24 protein-coding genes are annotated in these 21,332 nt (G+C 56.4%); 7 read left to right on the top strand and 17 right to left on the bottom strand.

What is annotated here, in order from left to right:
* Nucleotides 1-3 precede the first annotated feature (3 nt).
* From VFX97_03060 to ruvX, 6 genes are all read right to left on the bottom strand, one after another.
* On the bottom strand, nt 4-438 hold the full coding sequence (locus tag VFX97_03060; protein ID HEX5702177.1) for a hypothetical protein: 435 nt from the start codon (nt 436-438) through the stop codon (nt 4-6).
* 222 nt (nt 439-660) lie between these two features.
* Nucleotides 661-1,278, bottom strand: coding sequence for a hypothetical protein (locus VFX97_03055; GenBank protein ID HEX5702176.1), 618 nt, complete (start codon nt 1,276-1,278; stop codon nt 661-663).
* 24 nt (nt 1,279-1,302) lie between these two features.
* Entirely contained in the window at nt 1,303-1,950 is a 648-nt protein-coding gene (locus VFX97_03050; protein ID HEX5702175.1) for a hypothetical protein, read from the bottom strand.
* 93 nt (nt 1,951-2,043) lie between these two features.
* Nucleotides 2,044-3,312: a POTRA domain-containing protein gene (locus VFX97_03045; protein ID HEX5702174.1), complete on the bottom strand. Its 1,269-nt coding sequence runs from the start codon at nt 3,310-3,312 to the stop codon at nt 2,044-2,046.
* Nucleotides 3,313-3,357: 45 nt separating this feature from the next.
* Nucleotides 3,358-4,431, bottom strand: a complete 1,074-nt coding sequence (gene mltG / locus VFX97_03040; protein HEX5702173.1) for an endolytic transglycosylase MltG — start codon at nt 4,429-4,431, stop codon at nt 3,358-3,360.
* A 78-nt stretch (nt 4,432-4,509) separates the two neighbouring features.
* On the bottom strand, nt 4,510-5,031 hold the full coding sequence (ruvX, locus tag VFX97_03035; protein ID HEX5702172.1) for a Holliday junction resolvase RuvX: 522 nt from the start codon (nt 5,029-5,031) through the stop codon (nt 4,510-4,512).
* Nucleotides 5,032-5,117: 86 nt separating this feature from the next.
* Here ruvX and VFX97_03030 point away from each other — a divergent pair, with 86 nt between their 5' ends.
* The 6 genes from VFX97_03030 (at nt 5,118) to VFX97_03005 (ending at nt 10,941) form a co-directional block, all read left to right on the top strand.
* Complete coding sequence (locus VFX97_03030) at nt 5,118-6,386, top strand: S41 family peptidase (GenBank protein HEX5702171.1); 1,269 nt, start codon at nt 5,118-5,120, stop codon at nt 6,384-6,386.
* Nucleotides 6,387-6,452: 66 nt separating this feature from the next.
* Nucleotides 6,453-7,613, top strand: a complete 1,161-nt coding sequence (locus VFX97_03025) for a potassium channel family protein (GenBank protein HEX5702170.1) — start codon at nt 6,453-6,455, stop codon at nt 7,611-7,613.
* A 294-nt stretch (nt 7,614-7,907) separates the two neighbouring features.
* Nucleotides 7,908-8,480 carry a hypothetical protein gene (locus VFX97_03020; protein HEX5702169.1) on the top strand — a complete coding sequence of 191 codons (573 nt, stop codon included), beginning with the start codon at nt 7,908-7,910 and terminating at the stop codon, nt 8,478-8,480.
* 18 nt (nt 8,481-8,498) lie between these two features.
* Nucleotides 8,499-9,431, top strand: coding sequence for a retroviral-like aspartic protease family protein (locus tag VFX97_03015; GenBank protein HEX5702168.1), 933 nt, complete (start codon nt 8,499-8,501; stop codon nt 9,429-9,431).
* Nucleotides 9,432-9,599: 168 nt separating this feature from the next.
* Nucleotides 9,600-10,145 carry a hypothetical protein gene (locus VFX97_03010; protein HEX5702167.1) on the top strand — a complete coding sequence of 182 codons (546 nt, stop codon included), beginning with the start codon at nt 9,600-9,602 and terminating at the stop codon, nt 10,143-10,145.
* A gap of 58 nt (nt 10,146-10,203) precedes the next feature.
* The gene (locus VFX97_03005) at nt 10,204-10,941 is read left to right on the top strand and encodes a hypothetical protein (protein HEX5702166.1); all 738 of its coding nucleotides are present in this window, start codon (nt 10,204-10,206) and stop codon (nt 10,939-10,941) included.
* Between the two features lie 120 nt (nt 10,942-11,061).
* On the opposite strand, the gene VFX97_03000 is transcribed toward VFX97_03005, so the two are convergent.
* The 11 genes from VFX97_03000 to VFX97_02950 form a co-directional block, all read right to left on the bottom strand.
* Nucleotides 11,062-11,505 (bottom strand): hypothetical protein, encoded by a 444-nt coding sequence (locus VFX97_03000; GenBank protein HEX5702165.1) that lies wholly within the window; start codon nt 11,503-11,505, stop codon nt 11,062-11,064.
* 250 nt (nt 11,506-11,755) lie between these two features.
* Nucleotides 11,756-12,049: a DUF1330 domain-containing protein gene (locus VFX97_02995; protein ID HEX5702164.1), complete on the bottom strand. Its 294-nt coding sequence runs from the start codon at nt 12,047-12,049 to the stop codon at nt 11,756-11,758.
* Between the two features lie 145 nt (nt 12,050-12,194).
* Nucleotides 12,195-13,451 carry a hypothetical protein gene (locus VFX97_02990; GenBank protein ID HEX5702163.1) on the bottom strand — a complete coding sequence of 419 codons (1,257 nt, stop codon included), beginning with the start codon at nt 13,449-13,451 and terminating at the stop codon, nt 12,195-12,197.
* Between the two features lie 171 nt (nt 13,452-13,622).
* A complete protein-coding gene (locus tag VFX97_02985; GenBank protein HEX5702162.1) occupies nt 13,623-14,297 on the bottom strand; it encodes a cyclase family protein in 675 nt (224 codons plus the stop codon).
* A 255-nt stretch (nt 14,298-14,552) separates the two neighbouring features.
* Entirely contained in the window at nt 14,553-16,124 is a 1,572-nt protein-coding gene (locus tag VFX97_02980) for an acyl-CoA carboxylase subunit beta (GenBank protein ID HEX5702161.1), read from the bottom strand.
* Nucleotides 16,125-16,202: 78 nt separating this feature from the next.
* Nucleotides 16,203-16,982, bottom strand: coding sequence for an ABC transporter permease (locus tag VFX97_02975; GenBank protein ID HEX5702160.1), 780 nt, complete (start codon nt 16,980-16,982; stop codon nt 16,203-16,205).
* Nucleotides 16,979-17,500 carry a DUF402 domain-containing protein gene (locus VFX97_02970; protein HEX5702159.1) on the bottom strand — a complete coding sequence of 174 codons (522 nt, stop codon included), beginning with the start codon at nt 17,498-17,500 and terminating at the stop codon, nt 16,979-16,981. Before VFX97_02970 ends, VFX97_02975 begins: the two co-directional genes overlap by 4 nt.
* Nucleotides 17,497-18,486 (bottom strand): ABC transporter ATP-binding protein, encoded by a 990-nt coding sequence (locus VFX97_02965; protein ID HEX5702158.1) that lies wholly within the window; start codon nt 18,484-18,486, stop codon nt 17,497-17,499. The genes VFX97_02970 and VFX97_02965 overlap by 4 nt, the downstream gene beginning before the upstream one ends.
* A gap of 50 nt (nt 18,487-18,536) precedes the next feature.
* On the bottom strand, nt 18,537-19,193 hold the full coding sequence (fsa, locus tag VFX97_02960; GenBank protein ID HEX5702157.1) for a fructose-6-phosphate aldolase: 657 nt from the start codon (nt 19,191-19,193) through the stop codon (nt 18,537-18,539).
* 261 nt (nt 19,194-19,454) lie between these two features.
* On the bottom strand, nt 19,455-19,970 hold the full coding sequence (locus VFX97_02955; protein HEX5702156.1) for a hypothetical protein: 516 nt from the start codon (nt 19,968-19,970) through the stop codon (nt 19,455-19,457).
* A gap of 69 nt (nt 19,971-20,039) precedes the next feature.
* On the bottom strand, nt 20,040-20,447 hold the full coding sequence (locus VFX97_02950) for a hypothetical protein (GenBank protein HEX5702155.1): 408 nt from the start codon (nt 20,445-20,447) through the stop codon (nt 20,040-20,042).
* A 51-nt stretch (nt 20,448-20,498) separates the two neighbouring features.
* Between VFX97_02950 and VFX97_02945 the strand changes: the two genes are divergently transcribed.
* Complete coding sequence (locus VFX97_02945) at nt 20,499-20,876, top strand: hypothetical protein (GenBank protein HEX5702154.1); 378 nt, start codon at nt 20,499-20,501, stop codon at nt 20,874-20,876.
* The last annotated feature ends 456 nt before the right edge of the window (nt 20,877-21,332 follow it).

The raw sequence follows: 21,332 nt of genomic DNA, 5'->3' as shown, positions 1-21,332 counted from the left end.
GGCTCAATCGCGAGTACCGCGCACGTATTGGATTAGGGCGATGAGTTTGTTCGCCTGATCGATTATCGAAGTCGAGACAACGCGACGAGGGGTCTTCTCTACTTCGTCGCAAAGTTCGCGGGCCATGTCCGCAAGCTGCGACACGGCTTCGTCGTGGGTCTTGGGCAACTCCTTCGGATCGGCATCTGTGTTTGAGCCGCCGACCTCGTTGCGCACGCGCCGGGTGAGCTTTTCCAGCCGCTCCAACTTCTTGAAATCCGCGGCGTTAAAGCTGCGCGCAGTCTCATAAGTCTTCTTCAACTCGGCGGCCAGGTCACGCGCTTCGTGGGCGCGCTCGACATGTTCTTCGTACTTTTTCTTTTCTTCCTTCAGAGCCAGGCGCTTGCGCGTTTCGCTTTCGCGGTTTCCAAAATCGATTCCGTCATGGCGTCGATCCATTGGGTTCGGAGTCGGTTGCGGAACGGGACGCGTGGGCGACGACTGGGCTTGAACCGATAAACACGTCGCTGCGAACAACACCACCGCGCAGGCCAGCGTGAACCGAAGAAACTGTACTGTCGTGATGCGCGCGAACATAAAACGGTCGCTATCGTAGCCTAAGTCCGAATTGCCCCCAAGCAATGCTGTGACGAAAAAAGCTGAGTTGGCGTTGGCTGCCGATTAAGGAATACGACCCGGGTTATTGGGAGTGTTGATGAACTCGTCGCGCTTGCCTGAGCTTGGTTTGTCCACCACGACGGTTTTCGAGGCGGGCGATTCCATCGGCGGCGCCGCGTTTCCGGGCATCGCTTTGAAAGCGACTGGTGTTCGGTCGTTGCCGCCTAAGACACGCGTGAAGGTCGACGTGCTGTAATCCTGGGTCGGGACCTCCAGGTGGTAACGGGCGCGGCCGTCGGGCGGCAGTACAGCGGTGTCTGTGACCACGATCCGCATCTCGATGCCCGATCCAACGCGGCGTCTCAGTGCCAGCTCAACCGCGAGATTTTGCAATGTCTCAGCCGAGATGTTGTGGACCGTGCCGCTCAAGGTGGTCGTTTTGCCTTTGACCACTGCGTCATCAACCAGCACTTCGACTTTCGGTAAGTTCTTTTTCACTTCTACGGCTGCGGCCGCGGCGACCTGCCGCTCGTGGCGCCTGCGCAGCAGGAGATAGCCGCCGAATACCAATCCGGTCACCAAAAGGGCGCAGAGCACTCCGACGAGCAAACGTCGCGTGTGCCGTTTTTCTTCTTCTTCGAGTGGGATGGGTTGGGTTTCGAGTTGATTCAGTATGTCCATGTTCGAGGGTGTGTAAAAACTAAGTTACGGTTGCGGGCGGACCGCATTCGGAGTTCCGCCCATGTGCTCGATCAAGGCCGTCAGGAATTCCTGTTCGGCGATTCCGCTGCTGGGGAGCGTAATCCACTGGGCGCCGGTTGCACCGTCCGTGCGTCCTTCAATCTTGGCGTTGATTGAGACGTTTGCGGCCACGCCGTCGATTGGCTGCACTTCGATTGAGATAGTGTAACGCCCCCGTGTCCAACCCTGGGTGTCGGAAGTGACCACGTCGGCATACCGGTTTAGTTCGGATTGGGCGACGACAGCGCCTTTGATGAAAGTGAAAGGCTGGCTGACGACGATTCCTTCAGAAGGGCGGGAAGCGGCATCGTCCACGATCAGCTTTCGATCGCGCATCACTTCCGTAATCGCGGTGAGAAGCTCTTCACGCCGCGCGGTCATGCGATAAGGATTCGGAAGCACAAGCGTCGCGGGAGATTTGCCCTTTCCGAAATTTATTCCGGAGTTGCTGGTGCCTACGTCAGTCTTGGTCCCGTTAACGCCCGCGTTCCGGTTACTTCCGCTATCGCGGACCCTCTGGCTCTGCGTATCGACGCCCTTTTCCTGGGCAATCACCGCCGGCGAAATCAAAAAGATAGTAGACAGTGCGAAGAGGCTTGCTAGGACTTTCATTAAATTACCTCACTTCAGCGTAACCAAACACGAAGGGGTGAACAAAGTTGAGAATAAACCCATGGCCGGGGTGAATACAAGCAACACTCGCGATTAGTTCTTGATTTCAATCGTCACATCAACACTGAGCGAGTGGCGATTTGGTTTGCGGCTAATGCTCACGTTCGGCACCGGCCGGCCCTGCGCCTGTCGTGAGCCTAAGATGCGCGAAAATATCGCTGCGCCGTCCACCCGCAGAAAACGGCCCGAATAACTTTCATCATAGACGGCGCCTACGCCCAGCTGCCATTTTTGCTTTAAGGCCTCCGCGTCCTCTTCGGAAAAGCCCTTGAACACAACGGCGCCCATGCGGTATTCAGGGCCTTCGCTCACGTCGATGCGGAAAGTGACTTTTTGCGCCGCATCGTCAAAACCCGGTTCGGCCTTGAATTGAGCATCGATGCGCCCCTTCGTGTCGTAGAGTTTCTCAAGGTCCTTAAGCCCTTTGTCGAACTTCTTGCCGTTCGCTACCTCACCAACCTTCATGCCGAGCGCATTTTCGAGATCGGTCGGTGAGAAGACTTGATTTCCGCGCCAATCGGCCTTGGCCCACGCATAAGCCAGCCCTTCGTTGACCGGAATCGTCAGGTCAACCCCACCCTCGCAGCCCGGAGTCGTGTCCGGTTTCGCGATGGGCGCGCCGAAAGTCGCTTTCAAGTGTCCCACCTCGCGATACAGCGGAAACAAACCATATTTTGGAAAAGTCAGCGCGCCCTGGCGCGAGTAATTCAGATCAGTCGAGCTCTTTGTCGTCGCGATTAGTTTCTGTTCCGGCACCTTCTCCGAGCCGGGAAAATGCAGAGTGCAAATGTTCAGCGGGATTCCGCCAACCCGAAACAGGTGACCGGTGTCGGTCAACGTGTATTCAACTGTCCCGGCCAGTTTGCGATCGACGATTAGGGTTTGCAGCGCTTGCTTGATCAACTCGGCCGACTTGCCTGTGTCGGGAATTGAGCCGGCGAAGGAGGGAAGCACGCTCTTTACGACTGCGATTAGGTCTTCATCAGAAAACCAGATGAAGTTATCGAACACCACCGGCGAGCTGTTGCTTTTAAGTTCCTCAAGCTGAAAAGTGATGGTCACCGCGGCGCCGGTGGTGCGAGTGCGATAGCCGACGTTCTTGAAAAGCCCGCTATCGATCAGGCGTTGCGCGGCGGCATCGACCACGCCCACCGAAAAAGGATCTCCTACTTTCAGTTCGGTCATGGCAATTACGTTCTCACGCGAAAGAACCTGAAGACCGGCAGTGTCGATTTGCGCAATCTTTCGTCGGTCCTGGCCAAACGAGATCGTCGCGCACGAGATCAGCAATGCGGCTGCCATGAGTACAGGGGCTCTGGAGTTAATCATTTGCATCATGAGTGCTGACTATTTTTGCGCGTCGCGGGTGCGCTCCCATTCTCTAAGCGCGCGCACGCCTCTCTGAAAATCGGCGTCGTTGTTGTAGAAGTGATGCGCGCCGTCATTCCGGTTGGGATCGCGAACATAATACAGATAATCAGTTTGCGCGGGATTCAATGCGGCGTCGATTGAGCTGTCGCCGGCATTTGCGACCGGCCCCGGCGGCAGCCCAACGTAGATTCTCGTGTTGTAAGGCGAGCGCCGGTTGACGTCACTCAAATACACCTTGCCGTCGTTGCGCCACTTCCCAGCGAGTTTTGACGCGTAAACGATCGTCGAATCCACCCCGAGAGCGATATTCCGCTTCAGCCGGTTATAAATCACCGAAGCAATCATCGGCCGCTCGTCTTTCAGTTTTGCTTCGGTCTCGATCAGCGACGCGACGATGGCGATTTGGCGCGGCGTCATGTTAAGAGCGCGTGCTTTCGCAGCGCGTTCCGGCGTCCACGTCTGCCGGAAACGCTTGACCATCGTTTCGATAATCACCGGCGCCTTGGTGCCGGCCGGAAAGCTGTAGGTTGCCGGAAACAGGTATCCTTCGAGGTTTTCCGCCGACGGATCGAGGTCCCGAATCAAGCTCGTATCGTCCATCAGCTTGAGCGCTTCCGTGCTGTCCTTCAATTGCAGCTCCTCGACCCGCGCCAGCGAATCAGCGATGTCCCAACGTGTCCAGCCTTCGATAACCGTGAAGCGACTGAGACGCTGCTCGCCTTCCTGAAGTTTTCGCAGAACGCCGAGCGCTGAAATCGGAGAAGCGAAGCGATACTCGCCGGCCCTAATCGTCTTCGCCTTGCCGGTCGTCTTGAGATACAGCAGCAAAGGCCACTTGCGTCGCAGCACACCTTCCGCGACGAGTTTCTCTGCAATGCCGTCCGGCGTGGAGCCGCGCGGAATTTCGATGTAGTCGCCGGCTTTGGCGTGTGCGACCGGCGCGTGCAGATCGCGGTAAAACCAAACGCTGAAGCCTATAACGACAATTACGAGCACGATCGCGATTCGAAGTGCCCAACGCGTAATGTTTTTTCGAGTTCGAGTAGACATGAACTTTAATTTGACTCGAGCGCAACCGTCTCGGTTGCACAACTCTCGCGGCTGCAAGCAAGACGCTTGCGCTCCAGTCTAGGTCTCGGCCGAGCGTAACTGTTGGTCGATGAAATCCTGAAGGATAATTGCCGCGGCGGCACTATCAATATCGTTCGCTCGTTCGCGTGTTTGAATGTCTTGAAGGCGTAATTTGGCTTCCTCTGATGTCAAACGTTCGTCCTGAAGATAAACGGGAATCTTAAGTGATAGTTCAAATTTCGCGGCAATCTGCCGGGCCTCAGCGGACGCAGGTCCTTCCGATCCATCAAGATTTAGCGGGAGCCCCACCACCAGAGCGCGCGCCTTAAAAATCTCGATTTGCTCGCTGATGCTCCGCAAGAGTTTCTTCCAGCTACGGCGCTCAATCGTGGTCACGGGCCGGATTGTCAGGCCGAGTTCATCAGAGACGGCGACGCCGACACGCTTAGCCCCCATGTCGATCGCGAGCAGCCTGCCGCCCTCTCTTCGGTTCTCGACCCCGGTCGAATCCCCGGCATTCGCAGCCGCATTCACCATATTTTCGCCGTCAACGGGTAACAAAACTATCCTTGCGTGCATCAAATAGCCTCTGTATCATACAAGCGTTCGGCGGATCACCTAAGTCTCTCGGCCGCTGCATCGTTGACCGTTAGAGGAACTAATTAATGTCGTTTAAAAAGAAATTCACTCTTATTTTGGCGTCGGCGAGTTTAGCAATCTACACGATCGCGGGCGCATGGCTGGCGACGCGTGCGCAGCAACCGGCGAATGATCCGGGGGCGCAGCAGCGCATTTTCGAGAGCGTACTTCAGCATATTCAGAACGATTACGTCGACGAGCCGAACATGGAAAAGGTCCGCGCCGGTGCCTTGCGCGGGTTGGCCTACGGACTGGATCCGTACTCGACGTATTTGACGGCTGAACAGGTTAAGGATTACCGGGCCGGCAAGAAAACAAACCAGGTGGGCATCGGCGCGGAACTGTCGCAGATGGCGTCATACCTGTATGTTGTCGCGCCGGTGAAGGGCGCACCGGCCGAACAAGGCGGTGTGCGCGCAGGCGACATCATTGAATACATTGACGGCAAAGCCACCCGCGACATTTCGCTCTATGACGCGAAGCAGTTGTTGAACGGTGCGGCCGGGACCGAAGTGAAGCTCCGGATCCTGCGCGCCGGTGTGCGTCCGCTGACGCTGGCGGTAAAGCGTACCGCTTTCCGGGCCCCCTCAGTTGAAGCGCGGATGGAACCCGGTAAGATTGGCATCCTGCGCATCAACAGCCTCGACGCCGGCGAAGGCGCCGACGTGCGGGCTCGTTTACAGGACCTGATGAAGCAGGGTGCGCAAAAGATCATCATTGATCTCCGCAGCGTGGCGGGTGGTGAGATTCAGGAGGGCGTGACCGTCGCTAACCTGTTTATTCCATCCGGCCCGCTGGCACGTACGATCGGCCGCGAACAAAAAGTTTTGAAAGCATTCGACGCCGATGCGAAAGTTACTTTGTTCAATGGTCCGGCCGTCGTTCTTATTGACAACGGAACGGCCGGAGCCGCCGAGATCGTTGCTTCCGCTTTCGTTGAGCGAAAGCGCGGCGACGTAGTTGGCGAAAAGAGTTTCGGTTCCGGGGCCGACCAGGAGCTATTCACTTTGCGTGACGGCGACGGATTGTTGCTGACCACTGTGAAATGGGCTTCGGCGAGCGGCAAGCCCTTCCTGGGCGAAGATCGCGCCCGTTCCGGCATTGCACCGTCGGTTGAAGTGAAGCGACCCGAAGCGCCCGACGCGGCCGAAGTAGATGATACCAGCCCCGAAGAGCCGCAGCCGCCGACCCCGACGGCGAGTCCTGAAGCCCCCAAGCCGCCCCCCGAGGATTTGCAACTCAAGAAAGCGCTTGAATTGCTGCGCGACAAAGCGCCGGCTCAACGCGCGGCATAATCAGCATTCAATTGGGTGTGAAGGGCCGGAGCGATCCGGCCTTTTGCATTGCGGGTAACTTTAAGTATGCGATACCTCGTCGGCAGCATCGGCGTCTTCCTGGTGGCGGTGGTGTTGTGGGAGACATTTGAGACGATTGTCCTGCCGCGCCGCGTAATTCGCCGCTGGCGCGTGACGGGGTTTCTCTATCATCTCACCTGGTCGCCGTGGGCGGCGCTGGCTCGATCGATCATCAAAGACCAGCGGCGGGAAAAGATCCTCGCATTCTTTGGTCCCCTCTCTTTAATCCTGCTACTGGCAATCTGGGCCTTCGGCATTATCGTCGGCTTTGCTTTAATTCATTACGGCGCGGGAACCACATTCGAAAATCACCCGCTGACCGGTTTTTGGTCCCACCTGTATTTTAGCGGTACCACCTTTTTTACTTTGGGACTCGGTGACCTTTCCCCGACAAATAATCTCGGCCGCGTGTTAGCGGTCGTCCAATCCGGCGTTGGGCTCGGCTTTTTTGCGATGGTCATTAGCTACCTTCCCGTTCTTTATCAGGCGTTCTCGAGACGTGAGGTCAACATTTCGATGCTCGACGCGCGCGCCGGCACACCACCCACCGCGGGTGAATTACTGCGCCGCCATCACGAAGCGGGCGATATGGAGAGCTTGAACACCCTCCTGCGCGAGTGGGAGAGGTGCTCGGCGGATCTTCGCGAAAGCCATTTGTCCTATCCAGTGTTGTGCTATTTCCGATCGCAGCACGACAATCAGTCATGGCTGGCGGCGCTCAGCACGATCCTCGACACCTGCGCGCTCGTCATGGTCGGGATCGATGGAGTGCCGAAATGGCAGGCGCAGCTCACCTTCAAAATGACGCGGAACACGATTGTCGATTTGACGAAGGTGTTCAATACGTCGCCCCTCAAGAATGACGGCCAGCAGCTCACGCCCGAAGAACTTGCGCAGCTGCGGACCGTCCTCGGCCAATGTGGAGTTGCGCTTTGCAATGAGCCCGGCGACGACGTAGCGGTGACAAAGCTGCGCGCGATGTATGAGCCTTATCTTCAGGTGTTGTCGGAACACCTGTTGATGCCTTTACCGGGATGGCTTCCGCAACCGCGCGCGACGGATGACTGGCAGACGAGCGCGTCGGAGGGAAGAGAACCTGCCCCCGACGAACCTTTTCAAAAGAGTAAGCTCGAACATGCTGCGGGGCCTCAGCGCAAAGTGTCATGATTTCGCGTAATCTGCCTGAATAGCTCAATGGAATCTCAGTTGAGGATATGGGATACGCCCCGATCCCATATGGAACATGATCTTTTTTAGCAACTCGTACGATCCTTCGGCTCGTCCACTCATAATCTTGTAAATTTCTTACAACGCGTCCGATTCACGCATGATTGCGGCTATAGGGCGCTCAATCGCAATTAATGCTGAGTGTTTGCGCCTAGAGGCACGCATGTTGCCACTTACTTCAATGTTCACGACCGGGAACCTCCGGAATTCAGAATTAATTGAAGGAGAAGTCAAATGCTGATCACGAAAAAAATGTTACTGGCAATTGGGCTAATCGCGGCGCTGGTGGGCGGCGGTCTGGGCGCGTTGATTACCAATTCGTCACAGAGGACGGAAGCCGCAAACGATAGCTATCAGAACACTCAAGCCGCGAACACGGGCACCACGGCGGAGCGCGAAGTTGGCAACCCGTCACAGTTTAGTACGGCGCCTGAGCAGGTTGCGTATCGCGAAGGTTTCGAAGAAGGCTATAACTCTTGCGCGTCGGCCGCCTTGGGCACGGGCACCAACCGCAATGTGACCCGCAGCAACGTAGTGTCGAACAATTATTCGACCACGCGGGCGCGACGCGTTTCTAACAGCGGCTCGCGCAATGTGTACTACGACTATGAGCAGCCTCGTCCGAAGGGTCGCAGCTTCTGGTCGAAGCATCGTGACAAGCTGACAATGGCGATTGGCACGGGTTCAGGCGCGGCAATTGGCGGCCTGGCTGGTGGCAAGAAGGGCGCGGGCATTGGTGCGCTGGTCGGCCTCGGCGGTTCGGCCTTGTACACCTACAAGCTTCGCAAACGTTCGCCCAGGTACTAACCTGACAGGAGCGGTTTCGTGAACAGCAAGCACAGACTTCTGTTTGCAGCCATCCTGTTGGTCGCAACAGGGGGAAGGGCAGTTTCAATAGAGACTGCCCTTTTTGCTGCCCCTCAATCCGCGCCGCAGCGAACGGCTCGCGCGGCGACCGTGCGACCTGTGCGTTTGCGTGAAGTTCGCGGACGCGGACTATTAGCAGATGTTTGGGTTAATTCCGTCGGGCCGTTCGTCTTTGCCGTTGATACCGGCGCTGGGGTAACGCTCGTGACACCGCGCGTAGCGTCCGCAGCGCGGCTCGATGTTCGCGCGGATCGCAGCCGTTCAATTGCGGGCTTAAGTGGGCGCGGGACGACCGCACACGATGCTCTCGTTCAAAGTTTGGCGATTGGCGACCGGACGAACTACGTGCCCGGCACGCGGTCAGTCGTCGTGACGGCCGGGTTACCTAATGATATCGACGGAGTATTGGATCCGACGGAAGCCTTCTCGCCTCTCGGCTACATCATCGACATTCCCCGATTAGAGCTTTCCACGTTTGATACCCGTGCGTTCCCTCTAAGTCTTGAAGATCAACCGCGCGAAGGAGCGGTCGTGCGCTGGTTACGCCAGGGATCGAGTCACCGTCCATTCGTCCAATTGGACAACGGCGAGCGCGCATTAATCGATACTGGTTCGAGCCTGGGTTTAGGCATCAGGTCAAATTCTGAGTCAGATCGGGGCCGCGTTTCGTACTCGCGAGACGTCGGCGGCGGCCAGGTCGCCACCCAACGCGTGCGCCCGATGACCGTCGCAATCGGCGCGCTTGAATTGAAAAACGTTCCGACCGATGTCATTTCGGGCGCGCAACCCGGGGCGCCTACGCTTTTGGGACTCAGCGCGCTGCGCCCGTTCCGGCTTGTCTTCGATCCGGTTAATCGCCTGATTGAAATTGCACCCTCCTCACGCCGCTAAAGCCTCCCCATTTACGTGATTTGGGAAGTTTTAAAAACCCCTGTGGTTGACAGGCGCTTTAGTTCTTCATATTCTCGCGCGTCACTTCTCGAGTTTTCGGTTGCCTCTCGCAAAGTAGGTCCTTGGCCGAGAAATCTGGCTTACACAATTAATTTTCAAGGAGAATCAATGAAGAAGAATTCAGTCTTTATGCGGGGAGCCATTGTCAGCGCGCTCTTTGCTGTCACTATTATCCAACCGGTCGCGCTGGGCCGGGGTTATGCAAAAAGCGTCGCCGCAGTGGAAAACGCTTCAGTGCGCGCGCTGGACGATCCGGAAGCCGTATATCAGGGCGCTCGTATTGTTCACAACGTCACGGTCAAGGGTCAAAAGGGAATGCGCGTGCATGCGAAGTTCACCGTCAAACATGGCTATGACGTGGACTGCAAGATGATCGCGTATTTTTATTATGACGATTCTGATAATACGCCGTTGAAAGCCAGTGAGGCGCAATACCGGACGAAAACCGGAAACGTCTCGGCCCAAACCAACTTTACGCCGAAGTATGACCCCGCGGTCTACAACGATCTGCAGATCTTCATCCCGTACGACGCCCTGAACATGGAGAGCGGGGAAGAGCACGACCTGAAGTTTTATCTCGCACTCTATGACACCGAGGGGGAAAGGTTCTTTGGAAAGTCCGGCTGGTATAAGTTCCAACTGACCATGCCTTAACGACCGTGGAGATCAGACAGCGGCAGCCCGGCCCGCGCTAAAAAGGAGAGAACGTTTTATGAATTCTTACTTTAGCCAAGCTCGTGTTGGAGGGCCGAGGCTGCTTGCTGTTTTGATTCTGCTCGTTTGTGGAACTACCGCGCTGGCTCAGGACGAAGCGGGCACGATCGATGTGTCGCGGGTCCCGGCGCAGGCGAAAGACGCCGCGTCGTTTGTGCCTGCTGGGTGGAAAATTGAAGAACAAGTCACCGGCGACCTCAACGGCGATTCGCTGCCGGATCACGTGCTGAAGCTTGTCGAAGCTAAGCCGGCAAAAGATGCCGACGATATGCCTACTGAACGCGGCCGGGCGTTGGTCATTGCTCTGGCTGCCACAGATGGCACCCTGAAACGCGCGGGCGTAGCTGCCAGGTTACTCCAGTGCACACGCTGCGGAGGAGCGTTCTATGGGGTGGTTGAAACGCCGGCCGGTGTCTCGATTGAAAAAGGAGTAGTCGTAGTTGAGCAGGACCACGGCTCGCGCAACCTAACCAACACCACCTATAAGTTTCGCTTCGAACCGGCGACCCAGCGATTCCTGCTGATTGGATTCGATTTGGCTGACGCTGACCGGCTGACCGCCCAGGTCGTCTCTGAGAGCAGCAACTACCTGACCAACTCTCGAGTCATTACGCGCAGCAAAGGCAACCGCGACATTAAGACGAAGTCGGCGCTGTCGAAACACAAGTACTATCTGGAAGACGTTTCCTCGGACGAGTTTGAAATGGCGGCTTACAAACGCCTGGGGTTGGACTAAGCGCCGGGGCGCTTTAATCAGCTCCACAAAAAAGGCGAGCGAGAGAAGTCCTCTCGCTCGCCTTTCTTTTTTTAAAAAACCGTTGCACCCTCCCTTACGGTTCGGGTTTCTGCACGCTTGCTACTCGACTTCCGCGCGTGCTTTGCCGTTCTCGTAGAAGAGCGTCGCCTTTGAAATCTTCAAAAGGTTCAGGTTCTCCCACTCGATGGCGTTGCCTTTGCTGTCTTCAATGCGCAGGTCCCAGTTCTCAGCCGTCTCGCCGCGATTGAACTTGATATCGACGGTTTCGTCGTTAGGCAGCGTGTCCCGACCCAGGATGTCTTCTTCCCAATCGTCTGCGTCGTGGGGAGAAACGTAAACCGCGTGAATTTCAACGCCAGTTTTGTTGACCAGCGTGAAATCCTGCGCGGCAGTTTGACTGGCGGGGGAAGCCGCAGCGGTCGCGGGCGTACTCGCCGGTGTTCCGGCAGGCGTCGTGTTGGTGTTGGTTGTAGTGCTCGTCGAGCACGCCGCCGTCAGCAGGAGTGCCAGGCAAAGCGTTGCCGTGTAAAAAAGATCCTTCATTAAAATCTCCTAATTAGAGTTGGTAAAACCGCGCGACTTTAGCAGGAGGGTAGTGGTAAGGCAACCGTTGAGAGCCTTCAGTCCCGTAGGGACTGAATGTTTATAGCATCGGGTTTTCAGAAGATATCCGAGCTCCGTAGGAGCGCCGTATCTTAAGAGTAGTAAGCATTCCGCTCCTCCGGAGCTGAACGAGTTATTAAAGACCACGAGCTATAAACATTGAGCCGCTCTGCGGCTCGGCGGATGGACTCTAGGATTGGAAGCCTTCAACGACAATCATCTGCGTCTTCGCAGTGGCCTGACGGAGAGCTTTTGCATCAGCGTATTCGGACGAATTCCACCAGGCTTTCGCCTGATCAACGGAAGGGAACTCGACCATGACCAGGCGCGTCGGCGCCCAATCGCCTTCGAGGTTTTCCACCTTGCCGCCGCGCACAAGAAAACGGCCGCCATACGCAGCGAGCGACGGCGGCACCATTTTCTTGTAGTCTTCGTATCTAACCGGATCTTCTACTTCAACTTCGACAACGATGTAAGCGGGCATCTCGCGTCTCCCTCGTTTAGAGTCGGGCTACTGCCCGACCGGCGGGCGGTAGCCCGCCTCTAAACACTGAGATTAGGATTGAAATAACCGCCGCATTGTACCCGCCCTCATCTGGTCAGTACCATCCGCGCGACCGGATGGGTTGTTAGCGAATAGAAATATTCGGCAGTGACGGGCGCGGCAGAAGATTCCCAACCCACGAAATCAAGGTCGCGGTGGCCTCACCGGCCAGCGATGCCGAAGGCGAAACCGTCAGAGTATCGTTGCTCTCGGGTAAATTGGCACCGCGATCAAATTCAACATGGCTGTCCACCGCCTGATAGATGGAAAGATACATTTGCGTCTCAGCCGGAATCAGCGAGCGCCAGCCGCTGCCGCCGTTTGCCAGATAACCCGGCAGCCGGTAGGGATTCGAGTTGTAGCCTGCGGCCAGCAGTTCAGTCTTCGTGGCCGTACCTGAACTCAGCGCGTGTTGGACTTCATCCTGGCTTTGCAAAAACTTCCAGGTGTCGTTGATGTAAAGCAACTGCGCCTTTAAGGCGTTCGTATGGTCCTGCATGCCGCGGACGAAATCAGAGTGGAGCGAAACGTTCGGATGCTGCTGGCGAATTGCTGCATAAGTCTTCGGAATCATTTGGATCATTCCACCCGCGCCGGCCGAACTAACCGAATAACGATAAGTGTCGCCGCGATTCAGCGCATAGAGTGAAAGGACTTCAGCCGAAATATCCTCGCGATTCTCTTCACGAAAACGCTTATGATCGGTGTGCTCAACAATCACCAGATGCGAAGCAATCTCGATTAGATCGGCAGGAATGTGTACACCGTCGGCCGCCAATGATTGCGACGCTTGATTGAGCATGCTTGAGACATATGCTTTGCCTGAGGCCGCCAGCTCTTCCGTGACCAGGGCGGGATGCGCTGAGACATAGAAGGCCTGCTGAACAGTGCCGGCTTTCTCAATTGGATATCTCACCATCAGCGGGTAAAGCGCTTTGCGCGTCGCCGCATCGCTGACAATCACGGCCGTGTTAACACCGTTCGCCCGCACAATCCGCACGCGCAAATTAGCGCCGAGATTGCTCACCATTTGGTAATCGCCGCCCTTCGTAAGGAAGGAATCTTTGTCGATCGAAAGGACATTCATTTGTCCGGTCGTCGAATTGAAAGCGGCCAATTGGACAGCCGAAGTGCTGAAGTCCTGCGTCTGGAGCGTGCGTTTCGCCGCTACCAGCTGTTCGTTGATTTGTGCCACCGGCATAACGTCCGGCCGCGCGATCTTCTCGCTCGCTGAAGCCATGAGTAGGGCCTCGCCGCTGGTGTGCGCCGTCTGTGCGAAAGTGAGGGTTGCGACGAACAGGCACACGCATGCCTGCATGAGGAACTTACTGAATCTTCTCATTCGGTTGTCCTTATTTTGTGAGTTTCAGAATGTCGGGCAATTTGTAAGATGCCCTCATCCCGGTGTCGGTTGTTACGGAGAAGTCACGCAGAAGTGTCAATGAGACTGAATAAAAAGCACACATTGAAATCGTTCACGCTGCGGTAAACAGAAGGTTTGCTGCTGAGAAAGCTACTCCACAATTGCGAATGCACGCACCGGAAATGTTCCCATGCCTTTTATCTTTGCGGGAACCGCGAAGAATCTGAATCCGGCGCGGGGCAGTGCGCTGAGGTTGTGCATATGCTCAACAATAGGGATGCCCGCGCCGAGAAGAATAGTGTGCGCGGGTCTGGTTAAATCAGCGGTGTCGTCTATGTTGTAAGAATCTATGCCGACGAGCGCGGCGCCCTTGTCGACCAGAAACTGCGCGGCATCTTTGGTGAGATATGGGTGGCCATCGAAGTAGTTGTCGGTCCGCCAATGCCTCGCCCAACCGGTGTGAATCAGAACTGCTTTCCCGTGCACTTCAATTCCCTTGAATGCGGTGGCATCCACACGTCTTTGATTTTTATCGTTTGCCCTAACCACTGTGCCGTCGAGATTAGCCAGAGATGAAAGCTCCAACTGTGACAAATCCTTGCCATGGTCATATCGATGAAAAGGACTGTCGAGATAAGTGCCCGTGTTTGCGACCATCTCAATTTTGCCGATTTGAAATTCAGTTCCCGGCGCATAGTGCTGGCGCGATTGTTCCCGGCTGAGAAAATCACAAATGACAGGTGCAGGCAGACCTTTATAAGTCACGAGGCCGTCCTCGATGGTGTGGCTCAGATCGACTAAGGCTAATTCATCATTCACGCGCACGATTCTACGCAGAGAGACGCGTAACGAAAAGGGAACTGATAACCCGGGGTGGTCGCCTAGTTTGTTTCTCTGTGCGTGCTCTGTGGTTCTCGGTGTCTCTGTGGTGGTAGTTTCTTAAGACAAATTCACCACAGAGACACGGAGTGCCACAGAGTTCCACAGAGGTTTTGAATTTCGAACACTACCGATAACCCAAGCGACTTGCCCAGGCTGTAGACTCGTTGGACCTTGAGCGGTGATGAAACTAGCAGCGGCTCACAACGGAATATTGCCGTGCTTCTTTGGCGGGTTCTGATCGCGCTTGTTTTCCAAAAGCGAAAGCGCGCGGATTAGTTTTGGACGAGTCTGGGCGGGCTCAATTACTTCATCAATGAAGCCACGCTCGGCGGCAACGTAAGGGCTCGCGAACTTGTCTTCTAATTCAGTTACACGAGATCGGCGCGCCGACGCTTTATCTGAAGCTTCAGCCAGTTCGCGCCGGTACAAAATATCAACCGCTCCTTCAGCTCCCATCACCGCGATTTCGGCCGAAGGCCAGGCGAAGTTAATGTCGGTACGAATGTGCTTTGAGCCCATCACGCAATACGCGCCGCCGTAAGCCTTGCGCGTAATCACGGTGACTTTCGGCACGGTCGCTTCGGCATACGCATACAGCAGTTTCGCGCCATGCTTGATGATGCCGCCGTGTTCCTGTGAAATGCCGGGCAGGAAACCGGGCACGTCTTCAAAGGTCACAATCGGAATATTGAAGCAGTCGCAAAACCGCACGAAGCGCGCGCCCTTGATCGAACTGTCGATGTCCAAAACGCCGGCGAGATACGCAGGCTGATTGGCGACGATGCCCACGGGCTTACCGTCCAGCCGCCCAAATCCCACTACAATGTTCGGCGCGTAGTCGCGATGCACTTCAAAGAAGTAGCCTTCATCGACGATCGAATCAATCACTTCGCGAATGTCGTAGGGTTGGTTCGAAGCTTCCGGGACTATTGAATTCAGTTTTGTGTCGATGCGCTCCGGCGAATCGCTCGGCGCCAGACGCGGCGGATCGTCAAGGTTGTTCGAAGGAATAAATGACAGCAGCTCGCGCACCATCCGCAGCGCGTGCTCGTCCGAATCGGCGGCGAAGTGCGCGACGCCGGATTTACTGTTGTGCGTGGCGGCGCCCCCAAGCTCTTCCTTCGTGACGTCTTCGTGCGTCACTGTCTTAATCACATCAGGGCCGGTGATGAACATGTAGGACGTGTCCCTCACCATAATGTTGAAGTCGGTAATCGCCGGACTATACACGGCGCCGCCCGCGCACGGACCCATAATGCAGCTGATTTGCGGCACGACACCGCTGGCCAAAGTATTACGCAGAAAGATGTCTGCGTAACCACCGAGACTGACGACGCCTTCCTGAATGCGCGCCCCGCCGGAATCGTTCAGGCCGATGATGGGCGCGCCCACCTTCATCGCGAGGTCCATCACTTTGCAGATTTTTTCGGCGTGCGTTTCAGACAGGGAACCGCCAAAGACCGTGAAGTCCTGCGCGAAGACAAACACTTTGCGGCCGTCAATCAAGCCATGGCCGGTAACCACGCCATCGCCCGGATATTTCTGTTTGTCGAGGCCGAAGTCCCGCGAGCGATGCTCGACCAGCTTGTCGAATTCCTGGAACGTGTCGTCATCGAGGAGAAACTCGACTCGTTCGCGCGCGGTCATCCTGCCGGCGGCATGTAGCTTCTCAACGCGCTCCGCGCCACCGCCCTCTGCCGCGCGTCGCTCACGCTCGCGCAGTTGATCGAGCTTCGAAAGTTTAGCGGGCTGTTGTTTCTGGGAACTCATTATCGCGGTCAGTGGTCAGAGGTCAGTTGTACAGCCGAGTGCTCAACGGACAACTGACCACGGACTACTGACATTTTTTCAGGCGACCATGCGCTTTCGCAAACTTCTCATGGCCCATTCGCACGCCACGAGCGCTGATATTACCAGATAGACGGCTTCGTACACGTGACGTTTTAGGAAGTGGCCGGTCAAAAACGCCCGCGTCAGGTCAATCGACTCTGTCAGCGGCATCGCCCACGCGGGAATTTGCAGCCACACGGGCAGAACTTCAATCGGATACCACGCGCCCGACACGTACATGAACGAAAAGAAGACCGCCATGTAAATGTTGAAGGCATCAATGTCGCGGACGTGTGCGGTGACGCCCAGAGACAGCCCGGCCATGAATAACGCACCAAGTAACAACGGCAAAGGAGCAAGCAGAGCCCACCACGAGGTGGCGCCTCCAAAAATCGCCAGGACCACCAGAATGATCAGCGTGTCGAAGAAAGCGTGCGTGACGGCCCAGAGTATTTCGGCGAAGGCCAGCGACTCGGCATCCACGGGCGTGGCCAGGATCGCGTCGTAAGTCGATTGGTACACCATGCGAAAGTACGACGCGTACGTGGTTTCAAACATGGCGCGCATCAGAACCGTGATGCCGAGGATGCCTGCGCCGGCGAAGGTAAGGTAAGACACGCCGGTTACCTGGCCCGCCACCAGCGCTCCAATGCCCCAACCGAAACCGAGCACTGATATGACCGGCTCGATAACTGGGGCGACCAGATTAAGTCGCCACAGCCGGAGGTGCACCATGACATTCCGCCTCCACACGGCGGTGGTGTCTGCCAGGTTGATGCGAGTGACTGCTAAGCTCATGACTTACTAACTCGTTCCGAAATGTCGCGTTTCGCTTCCGTAAAAGGGAACTGACGCGCTTCAATCAGCGAAGTGACCTCATTAAGTGCCCTTTGAACTTCGCGCCGCAGCCCGTCATCATAACCAAAGACCTTCACGTTCTGCTCGAACTCATCCATATCGAGAACCGCGTAAGTAAAGTCGGGCTGCACCAGAACATCAATGTCCAGGTCAATGTAGCTCAACACGCCGTCTTCAAGTGTTGGTGGAGTGTTGATGTTGCAATACCAGAGCCGGGTATCGCCGTCATTCCTCAGGAACCGAAAAATGTTGTACCAGCGACTGAACCAATAGTACTCAGCCGTGCGAGTTCCGCGCGGAATTTCTCCCAACAGTTCATGGTTAACGTCATACTCGAACTCCGCATCAAGAATGATGAGTGAATCGTCACAGCTCGCTACGCGCGCACTCCAACGGCGGTGTTCGGCGCCGTCGTGCTTTAGAACGCGGACTGTGATGTCATGGCTTCCCACGGTCACTGCCCCAATTCGTTGTCACCGACGAGTTGTAGAAAGACATCTTCAAGGTTCGACAGACGAATCATGCGGCGGCGTCCCTCATATTCCTTTTCCTTCATAAGTGGCGTGAGCATTTCGGCTTCGGCGGCAAAGTAAAGATGAGCGCTGTTCCGGGCGATGGCGTTGATGCCATTGCTCGTGGCCCGTAGCGGCAAATCGCCTACGTCGCGGACTTCCAATGCGTAACGCGATACCTTAGCAAGCACGAGGTCGCGCGGCGTGCCTGTCGCCAGGATCTGACCGCGGTCAATGACGACCAGACGTTCACAAAGCTTCTCAGCCTCGTCCATGTAATGCGTCGAAAGCAGAATTGTCACTCCACTTACGCGCCGCAACTCTTCCAGCTTCTGCCAAATCTCCTGGCGCACTTGCGGGTCAAGACCGGTGGTCGGCTCGTCCAGCACCAACAGCCGGGGCTCGTGCAACAGCGCGCGGGCAATCATCAGACGCCGCTTCATGCCTCCCGATAGATGATCGACCTTGGCATCAGCACGCTCAGCCATTCCGATAAACTGAAGCAATTCGTCAGTGCGGGCCGCGGCCTGTTTTTTCGGGATTCTGTAATAGCTCGCGTAAGTGATTAGGTTCTTGATGACATTGAGATCAGGATCCAGATTGTTGTCCTGCGGGACGACGCCGATCAGAGAGCGAATCTGCCGGCCCTGCGTGCGGACATCCAGTCCCTCGACAAACAACTCACCGGATGTCAGCGGCGAGCGGCAGGCAATCATGCGCATCGTGGTGGACTTTCCCGCGCCGTTAGGCCCGAGCAATCCAAACGTCTCGCCTTGACGGACATCGAAGTCGATTCCGTTGACCGCTGTATGCTTGCCGTAGGTTTTGGTGAGATTGGTGGCCTTTACGACGGACGCCGCCGGCCCCCTGTCAGAGGCCAGGGAAGTACCGTCCCGCGTTGAGGCGCGCAGGTCGACAGACTCGTCGGGCATGTTTCGATCTGTACCTAACATCTGACATCAAGCCTCTGACCTCTCTGGCTTCAGCCTTTTGCCGCGGACGCTTTCTTCGAATCGGCGAGAAACGTTTCCTGCCCCTTCTCGGTGAGCGGATGCTTCAACAACTGCTGGAACACTTTGAAAGGCATCGTCGCGATATCGGAACCCATTCGAGCCGCCTCAATGACGTGAATTGGATGGCGCAGGCTGGCCGCCAACACTTCGGTTTTCCAATCGTACTGATCGTAGATCTCGATGATTTCCTCGAGCAGCCGTAAACCGTTGTCGCCAATGTCGTCGAGCCGACCCAGAAACGGGCTGATGAAGGACGCGCCGGCTTTAGCCGCGCAAATTGCCTGGGCTGCCGAGAAGCAAAGCGTCACGTTAACCTTGATTCCTTCCTGGTCGAAGATGCGCGTGGCTTCCAGTCCGGCAGTCGTGAGCGGCACTTTGATGACGACGTTGGGCGCGATTTTCACGTACTCGCGGCCCTGCTTGAGCATCTCGTCGCGATCGTCGCTGGTCGTTTCGGCCGACACGGGACCGGAAACTAATTTGCAGATCTCGGCAATGTGTTGCTTGAAATCGACGTTGCCTTCTTTGGCGATGAGCGTCGGATTTGTGGTGACTCCGTCAGCAAGGCCGAGCGCGGCTGCTTGGCGAATCTCGTCCAGGTTAGCGGTGTCGAGAAAAAACTTCATGCGTCCTCCTGAGTTGTTTTTCGGAATGATAAGCGAAACGCGTCGCGATTGACAGTGACGGCGGGCAAAACGAAGCGAATGAACCCGATTACGTCTAGCGAAACAGACCATTTCGTGCCGGGTGTCAGGGTTCGCAAACTATTTTCGGACGCCTCATAACGGAACAACGATTGCTCTGTGCTCGGTCAAACCGCTTTCCCCTCAGTTCACGCACGGAGGTCCTTTATGAAATCCAGTTACTTGAGAACCATTTTGGTGGCGCTAAGTCTCAGCGTCAGCGCAGCGGTTGGTTTTGCCGGCTTTGCCCAAGCCCAGGATCCGGGCGACCGCAATCAGAGACAGAATGCGCGGCGCGAGCAAAGAGAGGAACGGCGGGAGGAACGCCGCAACAACCAGGGGAACAACCAGGGAAACGAGCAGCGTCGCAATAACGACCAGGCCCAGGAGCAACGTCGCAACGACCAGCAACAGCAGGAGCAGCGCCGCCAGGCTGAGGAAGGGCGTCGTCAACGGCAGGAACAGGAACGTGCCGCCCGACAACAGCAAGCGGATCAGCAACGTCAGCAGCAGGAGCAGCGCCGTAATGAGGAACTTCAACGGCAGCGCAACCAGGAAAATCAGCGCAACGAAGAGCAACGTCGCGCGAACGAAGAACAGCGACGACGCGCCGAGGTCGAGCGCCGCAATAACGATCAAGAGCGCCAGCGCGAATGGCAACGGCGGCAAACTGACGACCAGCGGCGCAACAACGAGCAGCAACGCGAACTTGAGCGTCAACGCCGTCAGAACGAAGACCAGCGACGTGTAAATGACGAGCAGGGTCAGGAACAGAGACGACAGAGGGAACTACAGCGCCGCCAAAATGACGAGCAGCGCCGGGCGCTCGAAGATCAGCGCCGAAATCAACAACTGACTGAGGAGCAACAGCGCCTGCTGGAGGAACGTCGTCGCGGTGAGGAGGGTCGCCGGAACAACAGAGATTGGCGCAACGGGCCGAATCGCGATGGGCGCGACGGCAACCGCACCGGTACCGGCAATCGCACCGACAACCGCACTGTCAATCGCACGGATAATCGAACTGGCAATCGCACCTGGTCTACCCGCGACCGCGAAGACTGGCGGCGCCGGGAGGAGACTTCGTGGCGTCAGCGTCAGAACGACTGGCGGCGACGAGAAAACGAACGTGACAATTGGTGGCGCCAACGCCAACAGCAGATCCAGAACCAGCGTCGCCAGAACTACTGGCGGCTTCATCAACGGTACCTGGAGCGGCTGCGTCGCGATCGTGATCGGCGGACACGGTTTGTGTACGTCAACGTCGGCGCGCCGACTTATCAGTACTACCGCACCAACCAGTACTACTACGTGAACCAGTACGGCGCGGACATGCTGCGTCGCGCGATCGACCTGGGTTACGAAGAAGGTCACCGTGCGGGCGCGGCCGACCGTGACGACGGTTGGGGTTTTGATTATGAGAACTCTGACGCTTATCTCGACGCGACCTACGGTTACGATGGGTACTACGTTGACGTGAGCGAGTATCAGTACTACTTCCGCGAGGGCTTTCGGCGTGGTTACGAGGACGGCTATCACAGCCGTTATCAATACGGCCAATACTCAAACGGTAAGTACAGCATCCTCCAGCAGATTCTCAGCGTCATCCTGAATCTGCAGGGCTTCTAAGTCAGAAGCACTTTTCGTTAACTACGGTCCGTGCGTTTACAACGTGCGGACCGATTTTTTTGGCCAGGGAACGGTTTGCCCAAAAAAGCGCGAGTGAGCGATCAAACTCGTCGAGCTGCGAAGCAGCGGTCTTAGCTAAGCCCAAGGTGAGGCTCGCAAAGGTATTTATATAGTTGACCCACCCCAGCCCAACCCTTCGGGTTGTCAGAAAGTAGCCGGTGGTCGGAGTCCGCGGAGACCACCGGAAAAGTCGTTAATCATGACCGCACCCCGAAGGGGTGCCAGACGTCACAACAAGTACTTCTCGTCAAATTTGATACCGGCCGCGTTAAGAAGCTCTCTCAATTCATCAACAAATGAATGTTTACGATGATGCGCCTCCTGCGTGGCAATGTAGCGACGAACTGAGTTGGTCGCCGTGGGGCTTACGGTGAACGCCGCATAACCCTCTTGCCA

The sequence above is a fragment of the Pyrinomonadaceae bacterium genome, from assembly GCA_036277115.1.
Classification (GTDB): Bacteria; Acidobacteriota; Blastocatellia; order Pyrinomonadales; family Pyrinomonadaceae; genus UBA11740.
The sequence above is the reverse complement of the archived record's forward strand: the minus strand, read 5'-3'. Positions and strand labels throughout refer to the sequence as shown.

Bases quoted from the DNA above. Each gene is read 5' to 3' on its own strand.
- VFX97_03045 (HEX5702174.1), bottom strand. From the start codon at position 3,312: ATGGCAGCCGCATTGCTGATCTCGTGCGCGACGATCTCGTTTGGCCAG.
- VFX97_02975 (HEX5702160.1), bottom strand. From the start codon at position 16,982: ATGAGCTTAGCAGTCACTCGCATCAACCTGGCAGACACCACCGCCGTG.
- fsa (HEX5702157.1), bottom strand. From the start codon at position 19,193: ATGAAGTTTTTTCTCGACACCGCTAACCTGGACGAGATTCGCCAAGCA.
- VFX97_03030 (HEX5702171.1), top strand. From the start codon at position 5,118: ATGTCGTTTAAAAAGAAATTCACTCTTATTTTGGCGTCGGCGAGTTTA.
- VFX97_02995 (HEX5702164.1), bottom strand. From the start codon at position 12,049: ATGCCCGCTTACATCGTTGTCGAAGTTGAAGTAGAAGATCCGGTTAGA.
- VFX97_03010 (HEX5702167.1), top strand. From the start codon at position 9,600: ATGAAGAAGAATTCAGTCTTTATGCGGGGAGCCATTGTCAGCGCGCTC.
- VFX97_03025 (HEX5702170.1), top strand. From the start codon at position 6,453: ATGCGATACCTCGTCGGCAGCATCGGCGTCTTCCTGGTGGCGGTGGTG.
- VFX97_02950 (HEX5702155.1), bottom strand. From the start codon at position 20,447: ATGAAGCCGCCAGTAGTTCTGGCGACGCTGGTTCTGGATCTGCTGTTG.
- mltG (HEX5702173.1), bottom strand. From the start codon at position 4,431: ATGTCTACTCGAACTCGAAAAAACATTACGCGTTGGGCACTTCGAATC.
- VFX97_02990 (HEX5702163.1), bottom strand. From the start codon at position 13,451: ATGAGAAGATTCAGTAAGTTCCTCATGCAGGCATGCGTGTGCCTGTTC.
- VFX97_03055 (HEX5702176.1), bottom strand. From the start codon at position 1,278: ATGGACATACTGAATCAACTCGAAACCCAACCCATCCCACTCGAAGAA.
- VFX97_03050 (HEX5702175.1), bottom strand. From the start codon at position 1,950: ATGAAAGTCCTAGCAAGCCTCTTCGCACTGTCTACTATCTTTTTGATT.
- VFX97_02980 (HEX5702161.1), bottom strand. From the start codon at position 16,124: ATGAGTTCCCAGAAACAACAGCCCGCTAAACTTTCGAAGCTCGATCAA.
- VFX97_03000 (HEX5702165.1), bottom strand. From the start codon at position 11,505: ATGAAGGATCTTTTTTACACGGCAACGCTTTGCCTGGCACTCCTGCTG.
- VFX97_02965 (HEX5702158.1), bottom strand. From the start codon at position 18,486: ATGCCCGACGAGTCTGTCGACCTGCGCGCCTCAACGCGGGACGGTACT.
- VFX97_03060 (HEX5702177.1), bottom strand. From the start codon at position 438: ATGGATCGACGCCATGACGGAATCGATTTTGGAAACCGCGAAAGCGAA.
- ruvX (HEX5702172.1), bottom strand. From the start codon at position 5,031: ATGCACGCAAGGATAGTTTTGTTACCCGTTGACGGCGAAAATATGGTG.
- VFX97_03020 (HEX5702169.1), top strand. From the start codon at position 7,908: ATGCTGATCACGAAAAAAATGTTACTGGCAATTGGGCTAATCGCGGCG.
- VFX97_03005 (HEX5702166.1), top strand. From the start codon at position 10,204: ATGAATTCTTACTTTAGCCAAGCTCGTGTTGGAGGGCCGAGGCTGCTT.